At 38.4% G+C, this 19,227-nt stretch carries 20 protein-coding genes; 1 reads left to right on the plus strand and 19 read right to left on the minus strand.

The window, feature by feature from the left end; translation table 11 throughout:
* Positions 1 to 35 precede the first annotated feature (35 nt).
* The 11 genes from EVJ47_02710 to EVJ47_02760 all read right to left on the minus strand — a co-directional run bounded on the left by EVJ47_02710 (position 36) and on the right by EVJ47_02760 (position 10,335).
* The gene (locus EVJ47_02710; protein ID RZD15197.1) at positions 36 to 662 is read right to left on the minus strand and encodes a cyclase family protein; all 627 of its coding nucleotides are present in this window, start codon (positions 660 to 662) and stop codon (positions 36 to 38) included.
* Between the two features lie 53 nt (positions 663 to 715).
* Positions 716 to 1,609 carry a decarboxylating 6-phosphogluconate dehydrogenase gene (gene gnd / locus EVJ47_02715; protein RZD15198.1) on the minus strand — a complete coding sequence of 298 codons (894 nt, stop codon included), beginning with the start codon at positions 1,607 to 1,609 and terminating at the stop codon, positions 716 to 718.
* Positions 1,610 to 1,640: 31 nt separating this feature from the next.
* Entirely contained in the window at positions 1,641 to 2,411 is a 771-nt protein-coding gene (locus tag EVJ47_02720; protein ID RZD15199.1) for a slipin family protein, read from the minus strand.
* 28 nt (positions 2,412 to 2,439) lie between these two features.
* Positions 2,440 to 2,895 (minus strand): hypothetical protein, encoded by a 456-nt coding sequence (locus tag EVJ47_02725; GenBank protein ID RZD15200.1) that lies wholly within the window; start codon positions 2,893 to 2,895, stop codon positions 2,440 to 2,442.
* Between the two features lie 48 nt (positions 2,896 to 2,943).
* Entirely contained in the window at positions 2,944 to 3,555 is a 612-nt protein-coding gene (locus EVJ47_02730; protein ID RZD15550.1) for a uracil-DNA glycosylase, read from the minus strand.
* 229 nt (positions 3,556 to 3,784) lie between these two features.
* The gene (locus EVJ47_02735) at positions 3,785 to 4,402 is read right to left on the minus strand and encodes a hypothetical protein (GenBank protein RZD15201.1); all 618 of its coding nucleotides are present in this window, start codon (positions 4,400 to 4,402) and stop codon (positions 3,785 to 3,787) included.
* Between the two features lie 73 nt (positions 4,403 to 4,475).
* Entirely contained in the window at positions 4,476 to 6,506 is a 2,031-nt protein-coding gene (locus tag EVJ47_02740) for an indolepyruvate ferredoxin oxidoreductase subunit alpha (GenBank protein RZD15202.1), read from the minus strand.
* Positions 6,507 to 6,518: 12 nt separating this feature from the next.
* Positions 6,519 to 7,277, minus strand: coding sequence for a hypothetical protein (locus EVJ47_02745; protein RZD15203.1), 759 nt, complete (start codon positions 7,275 to 7,277; stop codon positions 6,519 to 6,521).
* A gap of 89 nt (positions 7,278 to 7,366) precedes the next feature.
* Positions 7,367 to 7,999 (minus strand): hypothetical protein, encoded by a 633-nt coding sequence (locus tag EVJ47_02750; protein RZD15204.1) that lies wholly within the window; start codon positions 7,997 to 7,999, stop codon positions 7,367 to 7,369.
* 31 nt (positions 8,000 to 8,030) lie between these two features.
* Positions 8,031 to 9,128, minus strand: a complete 1,098-nt coding sequence (locus EVJ47_02755) for a trypsin-like serine protease (GenBank protein RZD15205.1) — start codon at positions 9,126 to 9,128, stop codon at positions 8,031 to 8,033.
* Complete coding sequence (locus tag EVJ47_02760) at positions 9,106 to 10,335, minus strand: hypothetical protein (GenBank protein RZD15206.1); 1,230 nt, start codon at positions 10,333 to 10,335, stop codon at positions 9,106 to 9,108. Before EVJ47_02760 ends, EVJ47_02755 begins: the two co-directional genes overlap by 23 nt.
* 267 nt (positions 10,336 to 10,602) lie before the next feature.
* Here EVJ47_02760 and EVJ47_02765 point away from each other — a divergent pair, with 267 nt between their 5' ends.
* Positions 10,603 to 11,571: a hypothetical protein gene (locus EVJ47_02765; protein RZD15207.1), complete on the plus strand. Its 969-nt coding sequence runs from the start codon at positions 10,603 to 10,605 to the stop codon at positions 11,569 to 11,571.
* On the opposite strand, the gene EVJ47_02770 is transcribed toward EVJ47_02765, so the two are convergent.
* The 8 genes from EVJ47_02770 to ribE all read right to left on the minus strand — a co-directional run bounded on the left by EVJ47_02770 (position 11,560) and on the right by ribE (position 19,216).
* Positions 11,560 to 12,837: a (Fe-S)-binding protein gene (locus EVJ47_02770; protein ID RZD15208.1), complete on the minus strand. Its 1,278-nt coding sequence runs from the start codon at positions 12,835 to 12,837 to the stop codon at positions 11,560 to 11,562. The two genes, EVJ47_02765 and EVJ47_02770, sit on opposite strands and share 12 nt — an antisense overlap.
* Positions 12,838 to 12,926: 89 nt before the next feature.
* On the minus strand, positions 12,927 to 14,300 hold the full coding sequence (locus EVJ47_02775; protein ID RZD15209.1) for an FAD-binding protein: 1,374 nt from the start codon (positions 14,298 to 14,300) through the stop codon (positions 12,927 to 12,929).
* 177 nt (positions 14,301 to 14,477) lie between these two features.
* A complete protein-coding gene (gene rdgB, locus EVJ47_02780) occupies positions 14,478 to 15,110 on the minus strand; it encodes an RdgB/HAM1 family non-canonical purine NTP pyrophosphatase (protein ID RZD15210.1) in 633 nt (210 codons plus the stop codon).
* 60 nt (positions 15,111 to 15,170) lie between these two features.
* Positions 15,171 to 15,896 carry a ribonuclease PH gene (locus EVJ47_02785; GenBank protein RZD15211.1) on the minus strand — a complete coding sequence of 242 codons (726 nt, stop codon included), beginning with the start codon at positions 15,894 to 15,896 and terminating at the stop codon, positions 15,171 to 15,173.
* A 311-nt stretch (positions 15,897 to 16,207) separates the two neighbouring features.
* Complete coding sequence (nusB, locus tag EVJ47_02790; protein RZD15212.1) at positions 16,208 to 16,642, minus strand: transcription antitermination factor NusB; 435 nt, start codon at positions 16,640 to 16,642, stop codon at positions 16,208 to 16,210.
* Positions 16,643 to 16,684: 42 nt separating this feature from the next.
* A complete protein-coding gene (locus EVJ47_02795; protein ID RZD15213.1) occupies positions 16,685 to 17,164 on the minus strand; it encodes a 6,7-dimethyl-8-ribityllumazine synthase in 480 nt (159 codons plus the stop codon).
* A gap of 38 nt (positions 17,165 to 17,202) precedes the next feature.
* Complete coding sequence (locus tag EVJ47_02800; GenBank protein RZD15214.1) at positions 17,203 to 18,408, minus strand: bifunctional 3,4-dihydroxy-2-butanone-4-phosphate synthase/GTP cyclohydrolase II; 1,206 nt, start codon at positions 18,406 to 18,408, stop codon at positions 17,203 to 17,205.
* 46 nt (positions 18,409 to 18,454) lie between these two features.
* Positions 18,455 to 19,216 (minus strand): riboflavin synthase, encoded by a 762-nt coding sequence (ribE, locus tag EVJ47_02805; protein ID RZD15215.1) that lies wholly within the window; start codon positions 19,214 to 19,216, stop codon positions 18,455 to 18,457.
* Between the last annotated feature and the right edge of the window lie 11 nt (positions 19,217 to 19,227).

Raw genomic sequence — 19,227 nt, forward strand, 5'->3', positions numbered from 1 at the left:
ATAAAGATTTAATAATATTTAATTGTTGCCGGAATTTATTTCTCCAGTATAACCCTCGCAGGGGCTCCGTTAGAATCTTTTATCTTAACCGGAAGCGCAATAATCTTGTAATCTCCAGCCGCAACTTTAAATAAATTAAGTCCTTCTATTATAACAACCCCGGCGCCAAGTAAAGTTTTATGGGTATCGTGTCCGACATGGTAACCCTCTACAGAAAGATAATCCACCCCAACCAGTATAACCCCATTTTCAACCATATATTTTGCGGCTTCAGGATTTACGCAAACATAATCGGTATGGAAATTATTATCGCCTGCGTTTATCCATTCCGAATTTTTCGTCTTAAAAAGAAGCCTGCCGCCCCTTTTTATATTCAACGGCTCAAGAAACTCTTTAGATATGGGCGAAATCCCCGCGGGAACTTCTATAACCCTGCACGGGCCTATCAATGTATCTAAGTTAAATTTATCTATTCCTGCGCCGCCTTCTATAAAATGGCGCGGCGCATCCATATGCGTCCCTGTGTGAACGCCGCAAGTGATTTTGCTGTTATTCGAAGCGGCTCCTTTTTTTATATCCGAATAGTTGTCGATTTCTATTGCGGGGTCGCTCGGCCAGTGAAGCATCCCGTCCTCAATATCCATACTTATATCTATAAACATAATATTTTTCCCCTGTTCGTCATGTTCGTCATTGCCGCAAAAAGGCTATGAATTTATTTATAAATAGGATGTCCCCCGAACTGATGCCGCAGCGCCGCAAGCATTCTGGCGGCGAATGAATTTTCCTGCCTCGACCTGAACCTCATAAATACCGAATCGGCTAAAACCGGTGCCGGAACGGCTTTGTCTATCGCTTCTTTCAGCGTCCATCTTCCCTCGCCGGAATCGTCAACAATAGGTTTCAGATTATTAAGTTCAGGGTCTTCTTTAAGGGCGTTATGCGCAAGCTCGAGAAGCCATGACCTCACAACCGAAGCATGGTTCCATAGATCTGAAACCTTCTCCAGATTAATATCGAAATCGCTTGACTTCATTATCTCGAACCCTTCCGCATATGCCTCCATCATGCCGTATTCTATGGCGTTATGAACCATTTTAACAAAATGCCCCGAACCGTGGGGACCCACATGCAGATAACCGTTTTCCGGCGCAAGCGTTTTAAAAATCGGCTCGCAGTACTTGAAAGTTTCATCTTCCCCGCCTATCATAGAGCAGTACCCGTTTTTTAAGCCCCAGATGCCTCCGCTTGTACCGCAGTCCATAAATTTAATTCCTTTTTCGCCGCAGAGTTTGGCTCTTCTTATAGAATCTTTATAGTAAGAATTGCCGCCGTCTATAATTATGTCGCCCTTTTGCGTATATTGCAAAACTTCGTTAAGCATATCGTCTGTAGGCTGACCGCTTGGAACCATAAGCCATACGACCCTGGGGGCCGTCAGTTTTCCTGCGAATTCTTTAACCGTGTTCGAACCGATTGCTCCTTTATTTATAACCATCTCTTCTTTGGAAACTGTCCTGTTAAAGACAACGACCCTGTGTCCGCCCTCTAAAAGTCTTAACACCATATTCATTCCCATCTTCCCGAGACCGATCATTCCAATTTCCATTTTGTAATCTCCTATTTTAAAATCCTGCTTATTACTTAGAACCGTTATTGCTCAAACTCTTGCCCACTTCCCTTATGATATCGAGCGGGATCGGCATTATCATCGTTGTATTGTTCGTTGAAGAAATTTCATTTAATGTTTGAAGATAACGAAGTTGAAGCGCCATAGGATTTTCTGATATAATTTTAGCGGCGTCGCTAAGTCTTTGCGCCGCTTGAAATTCGCCGTCGGCATTGATTATCTTTGCCCTTCTATCTCTTTCTGCCTCTGCCTGTCTTGCCATGGCTCTTTGCATATCCTGCGGCAGGTCGATTTGCTTAAGCTCTACCACCGTAACCTTAATACCCCATGGTCCCGTGTGTTTATCGAGTATGTCTTGTATCTCCAGATTAATCTTTTCTCTTTCGGATAAAAGTTTATCGAGTTCTCCCTCGCCGCATACGCTTCTTAAAGTTGTCTGGGCAAGCTGGGATACTGCGTAATTATAGTCGTAAACCTGAACTATGGCATTTAACGGATCGACAACTTTATAATAAACCACCGCGCTGATTTTTAGCGTTACATTATCCTTTGTAATAACATCCTGGGCCGGCACATCGAGGGTAATTATCCTTAAAGTTACCCTGACCATTCTATCGATAACGGGCCATAAAAGTATCAGCCCCGGACCTTTAATTCTAATTGCCCTGCCCAATCTAAAAATAACAGCCCTGTCATATTCGTTTATTATTCTAATGGCATTTAAAATTATAATAATTGCAACAATTATTATAATGGCAAAAAAAATTGCATTGGTATCCATACTCCCTCCGGATTAAATAATTAAGCTGTCATTTTATAGTTTCAAAAGGCTTAACCCTAAGCCTTAGCCTGCTATCGATATCTATTATAACCGCCTTCGAGTCCTTTAATATTTCATAGTCCGAATAAGCCGTCCATAATTCTCCGTTAATAAGAATCTTTCCTTCCCCTCCCGCTTTAATATCCCGGGTAACCTCTCCGACCTCGTTGATTAAGGTAGCCCCTCCCACTTTTACTTTTGTTCTATACGCTTTGTACCCTAAGTAAATAAAAATCGATACAAAAACCGTCAGGGTAATGTAAGTGGGTAAAACAATCCTTATAAAAAATCCCGGGACAGCAGGCATAACCGAAAAAAGAATTACTGTCCCTACAACAAAAAAAATTGCGCCCGCAGCTGTAAAAACGCCGTAGCTCATTGCAAAAAAATCCGTGATAACAAATATAAAAGCTAAAAATATTAAAACATCGGCAAAATAAACCATAAATTTAAACTCCAAGGTAAAATAAGCGGCTATGAGAGCTGCGCTAATTTATGTTGCTTTAAAATATAAATCCCTTATCTTTTTCATGTCTTCCCATGTTTCTCTTTTGGCATCAGGGTTTCTTAACAAATAAGACGGGTGATATGTCGGTATTACGGTTATGCCGTCGTAATCGAATTCATTTCCTCTAACCGCCGATATCGTTCCTTTATCCGTTCCTATAATAAACTCCGTTGAAAATTTCCCAAGCGTGCAGATTATTTTCGGCTTTATTATTTTAATCTGTTCTTTTAAAAATGGGGAGCATTGCTTTATTTCCTCCTCGAAAGGATTTCTATTTTGGGGAGGCCTGCATTTGATTATATTGGCTATATAAACATCTTCTCTTTTGAGATTTATCGATTCGATTATTTTTGTTAAAAGCTGTCCCGCCCTGCCGACAAAAGGTCTTCCCGTATTATCTTCTTCCGCTCCCGGGGCTTCTCCTATAAACATAAGCTTGCTCGACGGGTTTCCTTCTCCAAAAACTATATTTTTTCGAGTCTCGCTTAACTTACACTTTATGCATTTATTTACGCTTACATCTTCTAAAAATTTTAGCTGGCTGCGCAGGTCTGACGGAGCGTTAGCTTTTAAATTCGGTTCGCCTTTATTTCTCATATCGTAATCATCAAGTATTATAGGTTTATTAGATGCGGCTGAACTAACGGTAAAATATTCTTTATGAGATTCTATGAAGGATTTTACACCTTTAAAAAACTGAACCAAATCTGAATCGGAAGCAAAATCCATATCATTAACCTTCATTTTATAATCTTAACCATTATGCCGCTATTAAAGCTTACATTGCCCGGCAGGCGCATTAAAATTAGCAAAAAGGGTTAAAAAGCTAAAGGGTCAGCCCTATATGGAATGCCTCTAAATTATCTTTAGCGCCTTTCCCTGCCGATAAAATATTTTCTACCACAATTTTATCTATCGGCATATCGGTTTTAGCAAACAAAACGCCTAAAGCAATAATATTTCTTTGCGTAAGGGAATTAAAATTACCGAGAGAAATTTTGTCAAAATCATAAAAGAATATCTTGCCGGTTATTTTTTCTAGTTCATAAGTAATATAAGAAAGCTCAGGATAAGAGGTTTGCCCCATCCTTACGCTGATAGGCGGGTGCGGCATTTCGTTAAAAATTACGGTTGAATTCCTGTTTAAATAACAGGCTCCCCTTAATGTTTCGAGCGGCTCTAAAGATATTAAAACATCCGCGCCGCCAGACTCTATCATCGGGGAATGCATATTTTTTTTGGGATCTTTAAGTTCGGAATTATCTTCATAAAAAATGTATTTAACAAATGTCTCGACATATCCCTCCCTCTGGGCGCCGCCCCTTCTTTCGGAACCGGATACATCCTGCAAATCGGAGTTAAGCGCCGCGTTCTTTAAAACGGTCCCCATCGTTATAATACCTTGACCGCCAAGACCGACTATCGCGATGTTAAATCTTTTCATTTAACGGTTTATTAGCAATAAGAAGATTTATTTAATTTATTAGCGAAACTAATTACGGTTTATTTACAGTTTATCAAACATGGACCTGTATTCCTGTCAACTTTGTTTTATCAATCTTTTTATTTAATTCTGATTTTAAATCAAATTCAACCTTACGGATTGCGCTGTTCGGACAAACCTCGAAACATACGCCGCATCTTACGCATGAAGCAGGGTCGATATAATAATACTCGCCGTTTTCATTGTCGTCCTTTTTAGGAATAATGGCGGGACAGGCAAGTTCGACAAAACACTCGTTGCACTTTACGCATCTTGATTTTTGAATTTCGTACAGGGATTCCGCCGTTTCGACTTTTGCATTGGAAGTTTTTTGTATCAGCTTGTTTCTCCTTACTTCCTGCAGGATACATTCCCTTTTGGCAATAAGCACCTTAACCCCGGGCTCTTTCAGGGCGCTTTTTACCTGGGACGCAAATCTTTTTACGCTATTAGGGTCAAGGCTTTTAATGTAGCTTACGCCGAGCGATTTGATTAAATCCTTTAAATTCACTGGATTATTAGATAAAGTACCGTCTATATCCTTTTGGGTTGACGGCGTCTTTTGATGCCCCGTCATAGCAGTCCAGCTATTATCGAGGATAACATAAAGGATATCCGCATTATTTTGAACGGCGTTTAACAATACGGGAATTCCCGAATGATAAAAAGTCGAATCGCCGACAAGCGCAATAACCTTTTTCTTTTTATCAAAACGGCTTATTGCCTGCCCTATTCCAAGACCCGCATTCATACAGGTAAGAAAATCCATTGCGTTATAAGGCGGCAAAAGGCCGAGCGTATAACATCCGATATCCCCCGCTATAACCGCGTCCCTGTCTTTAGCGTCCGTATTCGAAAATCCTACGGCCTTAAGAATAGCATAAATTGTTGCCCTGTGAGGGCATCCGATGCAGAATGTTCCCGACCTTTGAGGTAATTTTTCCTTTAATTCTTCCGATTTTTTAACGGCAAAATCAAAAAATGCCGGCGGGGTCTTTTCTAAAAATTTGCCCGTTCCTATAATGACATCGTCTAAAGTTAATTCTCCCGTTGCTTTAAATATGTCTTTTCCATGAATCTCGCCTCTGAAACCTATTTCATAAGCTATTTTTTTAATTTGAAACTCCAAAAATCCTTCGGCTTCTTCGACGATAACAACTTTATCCAGCCCTTCAAAAAAATTCTTTATAAGTTTATCGGGGATAGGGAAAGTAAATCCGAGTTTTAAAATCTTATGATCATAAATTTCTAATATATCCAGCGCCTCTATTAAATGCGCATAAATTACGCCGGAAGATATAAAGCCTATTTTTGACCCGGTATTTTTAGTATCAGGCAGTATAGTATAATTAAATTGTGAATCTTCAAGATATTTTTTGAGAAGATTATGCCTTTCCAAATATTTGCCGTGGTTTTTGACGGCCATATTAAAAAGGTTCAGGTAATTTTCAGGGTCTTTTTCAAAATTCCCCTTAATATCAGACCTTCCCCTTAAATCGCCAAAATGCAGCGCTCCCGCATTATGACAGAGCCTTGACGGCGCCATCAGCATAATGCCGAAAGAAAAATCTTCGGATATATCGAATGCCTCTTTGGTGAAATCCTTTGCCTCCTGAATATTCGAAGGCTCGATAATAGGCATATATGTGTGAAGACTATACCATCTGTCATCCTGTTCGTTTGAACTGCTTGGGGCGCCGGGATCGGAACCTATCGCAAGTACCAAACCCGCTTTAACACCCGTATAGGACAAAAACTGGGCCGGTTCGCTTGCAACATTAAGCCCGACATTTTTCATAGCGCAAAGCGACCTTATGCCCGACCATGAAGCGCCAATCGCGCCATGAAGCGATATATGTTCATTTAAACTAAATTCCGTATATAAGTTTTCGATATTATTCTTATTTTTATCGAGCGCCGCAATAATTTCAGAGGCAGGAGTCCCTGGATACATGGACGCGTAACCGATTCCGGCTTCCAATGCTCCTCTGGCTATGGCTTCGTTTCCAAGTACTATACCTTTATCGCCCTGTCTTCCACTTATAAATAAATTACCCTTGCTCATATTTAATCATTATTAATCTTGCGTAAATATATTTGACTTTTCATTTAATATTTTTATTATAATTCCATCCACATTTAATTCTAAATTCTTTTTTATAAATTCTTCTAAGGTAGATTTTACATTAGATTCGTCGATGAATATAAAAACAGGCTTTTTTTCGGCTTTTATGTAATTAATAATATTTATATCAAGATTATCTCCAAAATAATTTATAATAAACCTGTCAACCCCTATTTTAGAAAGTTTCTTAATTTTCAAAAAATCCGCCGGGGTAGATATGCCTACCACAACCCCAAGATTGAAAAGACTAAAATTATTTACATAATCATTGTCCCTAAGAAGCGGGAAACCTGTTTTTATAATCGAACTTAACCCTAAAACATCTATATCATAGACTGGTTTTGCGGCATAAAATACGGTCTTTAAAGGATGTAAGCCTTCCGATATAATTATATCTTTGAGCCCTAATTGTTCAAGCGTTATTAAATCGGATAAAATGGCAACCCTATTTTTATCCCTCATATTAAAGGCATAAATTATATTAAGATTATTATTGTTATGCCTATTTTTTAAATCATTGCATAATAATAACGCGTTTATTCCAAAATTCTGCTCTATAACGACGGGATAAGAATCCATTGCACCCTCAGCCCCGTTTAATCCAAATTTTTTACCTTTATGTTTTATGCCTTCTATAAGCTTGCTTAAATTTTCTTCAAAATTTATATAGTTTTCGCCGGCAGGAGTCTCGATTTGCGGTATTATTTTCATTGTATCGTTGTTGTTATATTAATATCTTATACCTATTTATTATATCTATATATTATATTATATTTTAAATGTATAGTTTTATTATAAACTTAAATTTTTCGCCTTATTGTTCTGCTATAATCCCTCGGGCTGAATATCAGGCTAAGATTTTCTTCCTCAAAAAACTTAGACATATTTTCATAAGATTTCATGAACACGCATTTGCTCTCCTCGTCAACCTCGCAATTAATGCCGTTATGCCCTTCGCAAGGACCGTTTAATAATCCCTTGGGGCACAGGGTAACAGTACATACGCCGCCCGTAAAATTAAGCCTGCACTCGTCGCATCCGCCGCATAAGGCATTATATTCTCCGATATGCTCCGTTTGGGCAATATACCTGCTATCGACTCCTGTTACAACCTTTTTACCCGTATATTCGCCTATTGTTTGAACCCCCGTCCCGCATGATAACACTAAAAGGGCTTCAGTATCCGCAAGCTCGTCCTCCACAAAGCGGATATCTTCCTTTAAAACCCTTTTGTCGCAAGGCTCATCTATCGAAATCGTAAATGGAACCTCTTTGCCCGTATTTATCAAGTGTTTTTCCATTTCCTTAACCTCTTTACTTCCTCCGGTTAAACAAACGGAAGCGCAGGAAGCGCAACCTACAATACCTATCCTTTTATATTTATTTAATGCCTCGTCTATCTCTTTGGTATCTTTCTTTTCCGTTAAAAACATGGCATACAACCTCTAAAATAACATATTTAAATTAAGGCATGCTTGACAGCCTAACCTTAACAAGCCTGACACTTTTGCCTCTATGCACCTTAAGAACGATAACCTGTCCGGGAGCAAATGTATTTATAAGCTCTTCAAGGCGGGAAAACGAATAGACCTTTTTGTTGTTTATCCTTGTTATAATATCTCCGCCGACTACATAAGTAATATTCTTCATTGCAATTATCCTGTCCCCTGCCACAAGACCTGCTTTAAAAGCAGGACTCCCCGAAAAAACCTTCTCGACTAAAAGCCCCCTTTTAACATACTTGATATCGAGAAGCGTGGAAAGGCTTTCTGTTAATTTTATCGCTTCTATTCCAAGCCACGGCCTTATCACCCTTCCATATTTGATTAGCTCCGGTATATTTTTTTTCGCAAGATTTATCGGGATTGCAAATCCTATATTTTGAGCGCTATTTGCAAGTTTTGCGGTATTTATGCCGATGACGCGCCCTTCATAATCTACCAACGGTCCGCCTGAATTTCCAAAGTTAATTGACGCATCCGTTTGTATTATGTTTCCGTAAAATCTTGCCGAAGGAAAAAAAAGAGACCTTTTAAGGCCGCTGATTATTCCCGTGGTAACGGTCTGGTAAAGATTGTAAGGGTTTCCGATAGCCATAACCCTTTCGCCGACCCTTAAGTTGTCGGAATTTCCCATAATTACAGGAATGATTGTTTTGCCGTCAGGATTAATATGAATGACGGCTATATCGGATGACGGGTCGGTTCCTATAACATTTGCTCTTATATCCTTATATTTTAAAAAACTTATGTAAATTTTACCCGCATTTCCGATAACATGAAAGTTTGTAAGGATATCTCCATTCTTGCTTATAAAAAACCCTGTTCCGATGTCTTCTTCCGGCATTATAGCGCCATTTTTAAGCCTTGTAACCCCTAATACCTCGATATGCACAACACTTGGCTTGAGCTTGTTAAAAAGCCGTTCGACAATGGAACCGCTTTTGCTTTTATTATTGCGGTAAGCATAAGACTGCTTTGCAAATAAATTATAGGTTAGAGCCGTAAAAAAAATCAAAATTAATATTGTGAAACTATATCTATGCAGCCTCCGAAAAAACATTTTTAACCCCCCTCCACTGTTTAGCCTGATGCATAAAAGCCTCCAGCCTGAGCATTAAATTGGTGCTCTCCTGACCATCAAACCATAAATTTATCCATGGAAAATTATTAAGGTCTTCCCTGAATTTTTTCGATATAGTTTGCACGATGGAACCAGGCATACAATGGAAAGGATGAATGCTGACAACCCCCGAATATCCCTTTTTTGCGAAATCTATAGATTCGCCTACCGTCAGAATAGCTTCCCCGCCCAGCGATAAATCGAGATATTTCCTTGCATAGGAAAGTATTTCCTTGATGTCTGTTTCTTTATGGTTCCTGAGCAGCCTTTTAAAAGGCTTGAACATATTAGCCTCATCCTTTTTCTGGTAATAATTTACAAGGAAGCTTAAAAAGATATCCTTTACTTTTTTACTTTTAAACGCGTTTACGGCATATTCGTGAGTGGTAAAAGTTATCCACTTGTAAGTAGGAACAACGGATACTTCCCCTCCGAGCGCTTCTATCTTTTCCGTCGTAAAATTATTTGTAAATTTATTTAATCTTAAAAATATTTCGCCGACGACGCCTATAAGAGGCCTATCCACATCTTTTCTTGGAATTTCTTCAAACTTTTTGGCGCATATTTTCATTGTATCATATATATCATTCCCGTTTTCTACCGCATTAACTACTAAATTTATGCATTCCTTATAGGCCGATACGGCATCGCCTTTGTTGATTTCATAAGGCCTGACCCTATACAGGGCCTTTTCTAAAGTATCTATGGCAAGGCAGCCCTGCCATGCAACCCTTCTGAAAAGAACAGCCTTATCTCCGACAAAATCTGTATATGATTTTTTGGCGCTTGGAACCAAAAATTCAACTTCATTATACCCCATATTATCTAACACTAACTCATGAAGCCTGTTATACTGGCCAAATTTACACGGACCCGGCGAGGTGGGCATAAAAAAGGCGGATCTTTTGGCGTCAAAACCCGGTTTCTCGATAACTTTTATAATATCCCCTGTGGTCACGAAACACGGCATGCATTCGTTACCGTTAGTAAATTTAAGGCCAAAATCGAGCGTTGATTCATCCGGTTCGTCCATAACTTCGGAATCCACGCCGCATCTTCTAAATGCCGCGCTTAAAGCGTAGGCAGCATCCGACATATATGGTATATAAACCTTTTTATTAAAAATACCTGTATTTGTGTGGTGCATATAATCTCCTTAAGATATTGCCAATTAGTTTTTGATATATAGTTCTTTATATTATATTACATTTATACTACAACACCATAATAAAGTCAAATTAGCGCCGTTGCCCAAATCCTGATAAATTAGATTTTCAAGTACTTTTAATTCATATCTCTTGAAAATATTCTTTCTTTTTATTAAAATTTAATTGCTTCAATAAAATTGAACTGAATAATTCATAAACTTAATTCCTATCTAATGCCTGATCCGATAAATTAAACGGCAAATTAAATGATTTTTTTAAAGAAGGTTTTAATTATTTATAATCCAAAATCCGGACGGTTTTCCGAAGACAAGCTGTCTTATATTTTAAATTTCTTCAAGAGTAAAAATATCCTGACATATCCCTTAAATATGATTGAAAGGCCTATTAAAAAAAATCTTGCGAATTTTTTTGATATGGTTTTAGTAGCCGGAGGAGACGGAAGTTTAAATTATGTTATAAATAATTTAGTTTTCTCGGATATTCCGATCGCCCATTTGCCTACGGGAACGGTCAATCTTTTTGCCCTGGAAAACAAAACCCCTTACTCTTTGGGCGAAGCGCTTAACGAAATTATATACAAATACAAACCTGTTAAAATAAATCTGGGAAAAGCTAACGAGCAATATTTTATCGCCATGGTCGGAATTGGCCTTGATGCCTTTATCGTTAAAAGTATGGAAGAAAAAATAAGAAAGAGCAAGAAAAGGATATACAATAATTCTATAAAATATCTTAACTACATATGTAACATAATAAAAATATCCGGAAATTATAAATTTTACGACTTATCTTTAAATGTAATAGATAGCGGTAATACCGGAGATTCTAATGCTCACGGTTTTGAGAGGCGGGAACTGCACTATGCCAAAGAGATTATTGTTTCGAATATAAGATATTACGGCGGACCGTTTAAAGTATTTCCTAAAAACTCGCCTTTAGACGATAAGTTCGATATAAGATTGGTAAAAGATGTAAATAACAGGATACAGACTATATTTTCTATACTAAAATCACTGACGCTTTACAAAAAATATGAAGATAACCCCGATTTTTACATAAAGGCAGGTAAAATTTATATATCATCTTTGGATCCGGCGCAAAACGAAAAAATATATTACCAATGTGACGGGGAATTTGCTGGAACGCTGCCTGTAGAAATAGAAAAGGTAAATAACGCGGTAACCATGCTCGTAAATCCGGCCTCATTCCTTTAAGCTCTGCGCATAAATGCTTATTAAGTGATTTACGGGTATCGCATCTTTTTCTTTTAAAATGCCCCTTTGATCGCTTAAAGAAAACATACAGCCGGAACAAGATGTCAAAATATTTTGAGGGGATGCTTCTTTAATTTCCTCAAATTTTCGCCTCGTTATCTCTTTGGAAAAATCGTAATGCCTTATATTGAACATGCCGCCGTTGCCGCAGCAATAGTTATGTTTCAACGGCTTTAATTTTAAGCCGTTAATTTTGTCCGCAATCAGCCCTGCTTCCCCTATTAAACTTTCGCTATAAGACGACGGCTTAAATCCGGGCAGATTAGAAAGATGGCAGGGGATATGAAATACCGCATCTGTATCCTTTTTTAGTTTCCCCGTTTTTATATTAACGCCTCTTTTTTCCAAGATTTTGAAAAACGACCAGATATTAAGCAATTTTTTTGAAAAATTTAAAACCTCGCTATAACCCTCGTCATTTTCATTAAAATACAAAGGATAAAGGTTATTTATGGAGTAGGAACATGATGCGCAGGATGTAATTATATAATCTATATCCTTATCCTTAAAGGCATTGACATTATTGAGAGCGAGGTCTTTAAACGACTTTATGTCTCCGCTTGATATAAAAGGCAGGCCGCAGCAGCCCTGATTTGCGGGAACAAAAACCGAAACCCCGTTTTTTATTAAAGACGAAACGGTATCCCTTGATATTTGAGGATATATGCTGTTAAATACGCATCCGCTAAAATAACCGGCTCTAATTTCCTCCCTTTTACCGCTTGCGTCTGCGCCTTCTGCTTTAAACCGGTAATCCCTGCCGGAGATAAAAGCTTTACCCTGAGGATTCGGCGCAAATCGCCTGCTAAGTTGATTTACGAGCGGAATGTTTGCAATTTTTAAGGCGGATTTTAATAAAATTTTCCTTTTATTTTTAAGGGCTTTAAGCGCTATAGCGGAAACCGAAAATTTATTATCCTGAAACTTATTTAATTTAATCTTTTCGTTTATTATCAAATTTCCTATTTTAACATCGTTCGGGCAGACTTTAACGCATCTCCCGCATAAAAGGCAGGTTGACATAGCTTCCGCAACCTTTGAAACCTTTAACGGCATCGTATCCGCGTTATCGGTTAAAATTAACCGGACCCTGCCCCTCGGGCTATAAAATTCGTTTAAGCTTATATTATATGTCGGACAAACAGGAAGGCATTTGCCGCAGTGGACGCAATTCAGGTAACTTATATCTTTATCTTCCAATTCCAATTAATAAAACTCCTTTTTGTCATTCCTGCATAAGCGAAAATCCAGAGTATCTATAAAAAACTAAAAGGCGGCGGCCGTTAATGTTTGGATTAGAATATCTTGCCGGGATTGATTATATTTTGCGGGTCGAATACCTTTTTTATATTTTTTAAAATATTCATGTAGTAATCGTTATATTTTAATTTCATAAACTCCTTTTTTTCCAGCCCGATTCCATGTTCTCCAGACAAGCTTCCGCCCGCTTCAACCGTTTTCTTTAAAATCTCAAATTTTGCCTTCTCGCCCCTTTTAATCATATCCGCGTCATCTTTATTTAACATAATATTCACATGAATATTTCCATCGCCGAAGTGTCCAAAATTTATTATAGGAATATTATATGTTTTTGACGCCTCCTCTATGAAAGACAGCATAAAGGTAATTTTATTTATCGGGACGGCTATGTCGTTATTTATCTTCAGGTTTCCATACCTCCTTAAAGACGGGGATATAGCCTTTCTTGCCTCCATTATAATCTTTTTCTCCTCTTCGTTGCCCGAAGAAAAAAGAAAAACCGGCGAAAATTCTTTTAATATCTTTTCGTATTCCGCGATAGACTTGTCAACCTCGATTTGAGAACCGTCCGCCTCTATAATAAACAGAAAAGCCCCTTCTATTTTTATTATGTCGCTTTTGAAATAACTTTTAACCGATTCAATCGAGGATTTATCCATAAATTCTAACATTGACGGCCTGTTCCCAAGTTTTAACAAAGAAATGGCTGCGTTAAAACCGTTGTCTATATTGTCAAACGATACTAAAATTAATAAATTTGTATCAGGCTTGGATAAAAATTTTAGCGTAATCTTGGAAAAAAGGCCCAGCGTCCCCTCGGAACCAACCATAAGCTGTGTAAGATTGTATCCCGAAACATTTTTAACGGCCTTTGAGCCTGTATTTATTATTTCGCCGTCTCCGGTAATCACTTCGAGAGCCGCAACATAATCTTTCGTAACGCCGTATTTTACCGCGCTTGGCCCCCCGGAACACTCGGCAACATTACCCCCGATTGTGGAAAATTCATAACTTGCAGGGTCTGGTGGATAAAAATATCCCTTATCCGCCAGATATGATTTTAAATCCGCGTTTATAACCCCAGGCTCGACGGTAACAAACATATTTTCTTCATCTATTTCCAAAATATGATTCATTTTTGTGAATGAAACCACGACCCCGCCTTTTAAAGGCAGGCTGCCGCCCGAAAATCCGCTTCCCGCACCCCTTCCGACAACGGGGGTATCGTATTTTAAACATAATTTGACTATCTTAGATATTTCTTCGGCATTAAGCGGAAATACAACGACATCGGGCATAAAATCTTTTGATGTGGCATCGTAGGAATAACAAAGAAGTTCCTCTTTTTCGGATAAAACCCTGCTTCTGCCCAACAGCTCTTCAAATTCGCCTATAAGTTTTTGATTCATAATTTCATAAATAATCGGATTACTTTTTCTTCTGGATTCCCGCCTTTGCGGGAATGACGCTTAAGGGAGAAATGAAAGTAACTTATAAAGTCATTCCCGCAAAGGCGGGAATCCAGAAATACTAAATAATGTAAATATTTAAATAGTTTATATTGCAAGATTAAGGTTATTAATTTTTTATCTTTCTTTTATCGCCTCCGCAACCTGTTTAAAAGCGATTGCCCTGTGGGATATTTTATTTTTCTCCGAAGAATCCACCTGCGCAACGGTTTTGTTAAATTCCGGAACAAAAAAAACAGGATCGTAACCAAAACCCTTTGTGCCGCTTATCTTATTTGAAATAGACCCTTTTAGTTCTCCCTCGAAATACCGAAATGAGCGTCTTTTTATATCATACAGACAAGCAAGGCAGACAAATTTGGCGCGCCTGTTTTCTACGCAGTCTTTCTTTGCCCTCATCGTATCAAGCAGCTTATTAATGTTTTCGATATCCGAAGCATTTTCGCCGGCATATCTTGCCGTAAAAAGACCGGGAGCGCCTCCCAAACACTCAACCTCCAATCCCGAATCCTCTCCTGCTATGTAGTCCAGGCTCATTTCCGAATCCAATTCCGGATTTTCGTTTAAAAATTTTACATAACCTTCTACTTTAATTTTAGCATTTTCTTTATAGGTTTTCCCATTTTCGATTACGTCTACCTGAAAACTTTTATCTAAGAAAATAATATTACGCCCGGCAAAATTACCCATTATCGATTTAATCTCTTGAAACTTATGGGTATTTCCTGTAGCTATTAATATATTAATCATTTATTTTATTTAGTAAAAAATACGGAAAATTTATTTATGTTTATTTATTTAGAAAGGAAACTACATTACGCCGTCTATCGCCTTTTGCTGCAGTTCCGTGATTTTCGATACGGCGCTTTTTGAAAGTTCGTAAAGTTTCGTCAGCATATCTAATTCAATAGGCGTTTTTTCCGCACACCCTTGAACCTCGATTATCTTCCCAGACCCCGTTAAAACAAAGTTAAAATCCAGCTCGGCAACGGAATCTTCCGAATAATCGAGATCAACTAAAATTTCACCCTTTACTATTCCGATACTGATAGCTGCCGCCGAGTCATAAAAAGGCATTTTTTCGATATCGCCCTGTTTAATAAGATTTAAGAATGCCAGATAAGCGGCGACATATGCCCCTGTTATCGAAGCCGTTCTTGTCCCGCCGTCCGCGCTTATAACATCGCAATCTATTAATATGGTTATGTCTGGAAAATCGGAAAAATTAATAACGGATCTGAGCGACCTCCCGATTAACCTTTGTATTTCCTGCGCTCTTCCGTTAATCCTTCCTTTGACCGAATCCCTCGGTATCCTGTTTTGCGCCGACCTCGGAAGCATGGAATATTCGGCTGTCAGCCATCCTTCCCCTTTATCTTTTAAAAACGGGGGTACCTTATAATCTACGGAAGCGGTACAAATAACCTTAGTGTCCCCTGTCTCGATTAAACACGAACCTTCGGCATATTTCATATAATTCGGCGTTATTACCATCGGCCTCGCTTCGCCGCTTAACCTGTTTTTCTTTCTTGCCAAAGTATTTTCTCCTATTCCCACTTTTTATTCTTAATAAAAAATATGTAAAGGTCTTTCAAGTTAATTACATTAAGCAATTTTACATTAATAAGCGAACATAACGCAGGAATATCGTTTAATAAAGAATTCTTATCCGAAATTACCATTAAAACATCATCCTGTTTTAAAACTTTAAGTTTTTGGACGACCGCCCAAACAGGCGGCCCTCAGCAAAGCCCCCTAATATCGAGGCTGATGTTTCCATAATTTAAGTAAGATTTGTCCTCCATTTTTTCTCCTTAATATTTTTTCTCCTTAATTAATTTAGCCGCTCAAGCCGCTTTAAGCGCTGCATCTAAAATACCGTTGACAAAAGAAGGGGATTCATCGTTTCCAAATTTTTTAGCTATTTCCACGGATTCGTTGATAATAACATTTTTAGGTGTTTCAGGATGAAATAAAATCTCGTAAAGCGACAGTCTTAGAAGATTTCTGTCAATTCTTGACATCCTTTCTATCGACCAATTTTTTGATACCTTTTTAATAATGTTGTCTATCTTTTCTAAATTAAGCAATGTCCCTTGGGAAATATCGAAAAAAAAATCGTAAATCTGGGATGTGTCCTTTTTAAATCCGTCTCTAATAAGACTTTCCGAAGCAAAATCATTATAAAAACTTCTTATTTTATAATCTAACCCGTTTATATCCCCATCCGTTTCATATAAAAACTGCAATGCCAGTTCCCGTGCCTTTCTTCTTTTTGTCATAAAATATTAATTAAAGCTGCATTATAAAAATATATGTTGGATTTAAGCCCTTTTAATCTTAGAATAAAGGCTTGCCATTTCGACGGCGGACATTGCGGCATCAAAACCCTTGTTCCCCATTTTCGTCCCGGCACGCGATATCGCTTGCTCGATAGATTCTGCCGTTATAATTCCGTAACTAACGGGAATACTCGAACTGACGGAAAGTTCGGATAGCATTTTGGTAACCTGCGAGGATAAAAGATCAAAATGGTTAGTCTCGCCCCTTATAAGCGTGCCAAGGCAGATTACCGCATCAAATTTTTTAGCATCGATTAACTTTTTGACCGCCATAGGAAGCTCAAACGCCCCCGGAACTTTAACAACCGTAATATCTCCTTCATTCGCGCCGGCTCTTTTTAAGTAATCTAATGCGCCGTCCAAAAGCTTGCTGTTGACAAATTCGTTAAACCTCGACATAACAATGCCAAATTTAAAACCGGCGGCTTTAAGCTCTCCTTCGATTAAATTAAAATTGCTCATCTCATACCCCTACGATTTAATTTTATTTAATTTTATTACTACTTTATTTTTAATATATGTCCCAATTTTTCCTTCTTTGTTTTTAAATAGTGCCTATTGGTTTCATTTGGGCATATTTCTACGGGAACTCTTTCGACCACGCTAAGTCCGTACCCTTCAAGCCCGATTATTTTTTTTGGATTATTGGTCATAAGCCGCATTTTCCCCACGCCCAAATCTACTAATATTTGCGCCCCCACTCCATATTCTCTTAAGTCCGCTTTAAATCCCAATTTTTCATTTGCTTCAACCGTATCGTATCCCTCATCCTGAAGATTATAAGCCTTTAATTTATTTACAAGCCCGATGCCCCTGCCCTCTTGCATAAGGTAAAGAATAACCCCTTTGCCTTCCTTGTCTATCATCTCCATCGCGGCTTTTAACTGGTCGCCGCAATCGCACCTTCTGGAGCCGAATATATCGCCCGTAAGGCACTGGGAGTGGACTCTGACAAGAACAGGCTCGTTTCGTCTAATATCTCCTTTCGTAAGAGCAATATGTTCTTTAAAATCGATATTATTGGAATATACTATAATTTTAAATTCGCCTGCAAATTCTGTCGGTATTACGGATTCGACAAGTCTTTCGACATGTTTTTCATGCTTAAGCCTGTAATTTATCAGATCTTTAATCGTCAGTATTTTTATATCCCATTTTTTTGAAAACTCTGCCAGGTCCGGCATCCGCGCCATAGTTCCGTCGTCTTTCATTATTTCGCATATAACCCCATAGGGTTTTAACCCGCCGATACGGGCAATATCGATTGATCCCTCGGTTTGGCCTGTCCTTGTTAAAACCCCCCCGTTTTTGCCCCTTAAAGGGAAAATATGTCCCGGCCTGACTAAGTCGGCTGGTTTTGCATCGTCTTTTATCGCTGTCAATATGGTTTTTGCCCTGTCATGTGCGGAAATACCCGTTGTAACGCCCTCCTTTGCCTCGATTGATACCGTAAACGCCGTGGTAAATTTAGATTCATTATTGGTAACCATCGGGGGCAAATCTAAGCTGTTAGCCTTTTCTTCGGTTAATGTCAAACAAATCAATCCTCTTGCGTATTTTGTCATAAAATTTATTATTTCGGGGGTGACATATTCGGCTGCTACAACCAAATCCCCCTCGTTTTCCCTATCCTCGTCATCGACAAGTATAATCATCTTTCCCGCTTTTATATCTTTCGCCGCTTCTTCGACCGTAGCTAAATTCATAAAGTTTTTTCACCTCTTGCGCACAATTTTATTAAAATACCCGCTTTTATAAATAACCGTTTTCGGACAAAAATTCATAGGTTAAACCGCCGTAAGTCTCCCTGTCCCGATTAAGCGGGTGTTCCGTTCCCGCCTTTTTATCCCTATCTAAGTATGGATTCCCGCTTTCGCGGGAATGACATTTGAGGGTCGTTTCCGGCTTTTTATCTTCGTTTCTTATAATATCGTCCACCCGTTTTATTATTGTTTTTTCTATAATATCGGATTCAAGATTGACATATTCCCCTATCTTTTTAACGCTTAAATTTGTTTCGTTATATGTTAAAGGTATTATGCTTACAAAAAAAACATCATTTTTAAATTCGTTAATAGTTAAGCTAATACCGTCGATAGCAATAGAGCCCTTTTTTATCAAGTAATTTTTGATGTCGTCATTTATCGTATTAAAAATTTTAATACCCATAACAAAAGAGTTATTGGCAGGCTTTTTGAGGACAATTTTACCGGTGCCGTCTATATGCCCTAATACAAAATGACCCGAAATGTCCGAGTTTGCCGAGAGGGCGGGTTCGATGTTGACTTTTTCGCCTATTTTGAAGTATCTTAAAGTGGATGCAAGATAAGTTTCCGGCGTAAAATCAAAGAAGAGTTCCCTGCAATTAATTTTCCTGACCGTCAGACACAAGCCGTTTACGGCGATACTCTGCCCTATATAAGCATTTTCCCCCGTTATAGGAGCGCTTATTGACAAAATACCCTTATTTATGGACTTAACAACCCCTTTTTCTTTTATTATCCCGCTAAACATATACAGTCAAA

The organism is Candidatus Acidulodesulfobacterium ferriphilum, assembly GCA_004195035.1.
GTDB classification, from domain to species: Bacteria; SZUA-79; SZUA-79; order Acidulodesulfobacterales; family Acidulodesulfobacteraceae; genus Acidulodesulfobacterium; species Acidulodesulfobacterium ferriphilum.

Coding starts and splice junctions, on each gene's coding strand:
- EVJ47_02710 (RZD15197.1), bottom strand. CDS start 662: ATGTTTATAGATATAAGTATGGATATTGAGGACGGGATGCTTCACTGG.
- gnd (RZD15198.1), bottom strand. CDS start 1,609: ATGGAAATTGGAATGATCGGTCTCGGGAAGATGGGAATGAATATGGTG.
- EVJ47_02720 (RZD15199.1), bottom strand. CDS start 2,411: ATGGATACCAATGCAATTTTTTTTGCCATTATAATAATTGTTGCAATT.
- EVJ47_02725 (RZD15200.1), bottom strand. CDS start 2,895: ATGGTTTATTTTGCCGATGTTTTAATATTTTTAGCTTTTATATTTGTT.
- EVJ47_02730 (RZD15550.1), bottom strand. CDS start 3,555: ATGAGAAATAAAGGCGAACCGAATTTAAAAGCTAACGCTCCGTCAGAC.
- EVJ47_02735 (RZD15201.1), bottom strand. CDS start 4,402: ATGAAAAGATTTAACATCGCGATAGTCGGTCTTGGCGGTCAAGGTATT.
- EVJ47_02740 (RZD15202.1), bottom strand. CDS start 6,506: ATGAGCAAGGGTAATTTATTTATAAGTGGAAGACAGGGCGATAAAGGT.
- EVJ47_02745 (RZD15203.1), bottom strand. CDS start 7,277: ATGAAAATAATACCGCAAATCGAGACTCCTGCCGGCGAAAACTATATA.
- EVJ47_02750 (RZD15204.1), bottom strand. CDS start 7,999: ATGTTTTTAACGGAAAAGAAAGATACCAAAGAGATAGACGAGGCATTA.
- EVJ47_02755 (RZD15205.1), bottom strand. CDS start 9,128: ATGTTTTTTCGGAGGCTGCATAGATATAGTTTCACAATATTAATTTTG.
- EVJ47_02760 (RZD15206.1), bottom strand. CDS start 10,335: ATGCACCACACAAATACAGGTATTTTTAATAAAAAGGTTTATATACCA.
- EVJ47_02765 (RZD15207.1), top strand. CDS start 10,603: ATGATTTTTTTAAAGAAGGTTTTAATTATTTATAATCCAAAATCCGGA.
- EVJ47_02775 (RZD15209.1), bottom strand. CDS start 14,300: ATGAATCAAAAACTTATAGGCGAATTTGAAGAGCTGTTGGGCAGAAGC.
- rdgB (RZD15210.1), bottom strand. CDS start 15,110: ATGATTAATATATTAATAGCTACAGGAAATACCCATAAGTTTCAAGAG.
- nusB (RZD15212.1), bottom strand. CDS start 16,642: ATGACAAAAAGAAGAAAGGCACGGGAACTGGCATTGCAGTTTTTATAT.
- EVJ47_02795 (RZD15213.1), bottom strand. CDS start 17,164: ATGAGCAATTTTAATTTAATCGAAGGAGAGCTTAAAGCCGCCGGTTTT.
- EVJ47_02800 (RZD15214.1), bottom strand. CDS start 18,408: ATGAATTTAGCTACGGTCGAAGAAGCGGCGAAAGATATAAAAGCGGGA.
- ribE (RZD15215.1), bottom strand. CDS start 19,216: ATGTTTAGCGGGATAATAAAAGAAAAAGGGGTTGTTAAGTCCATAAAT.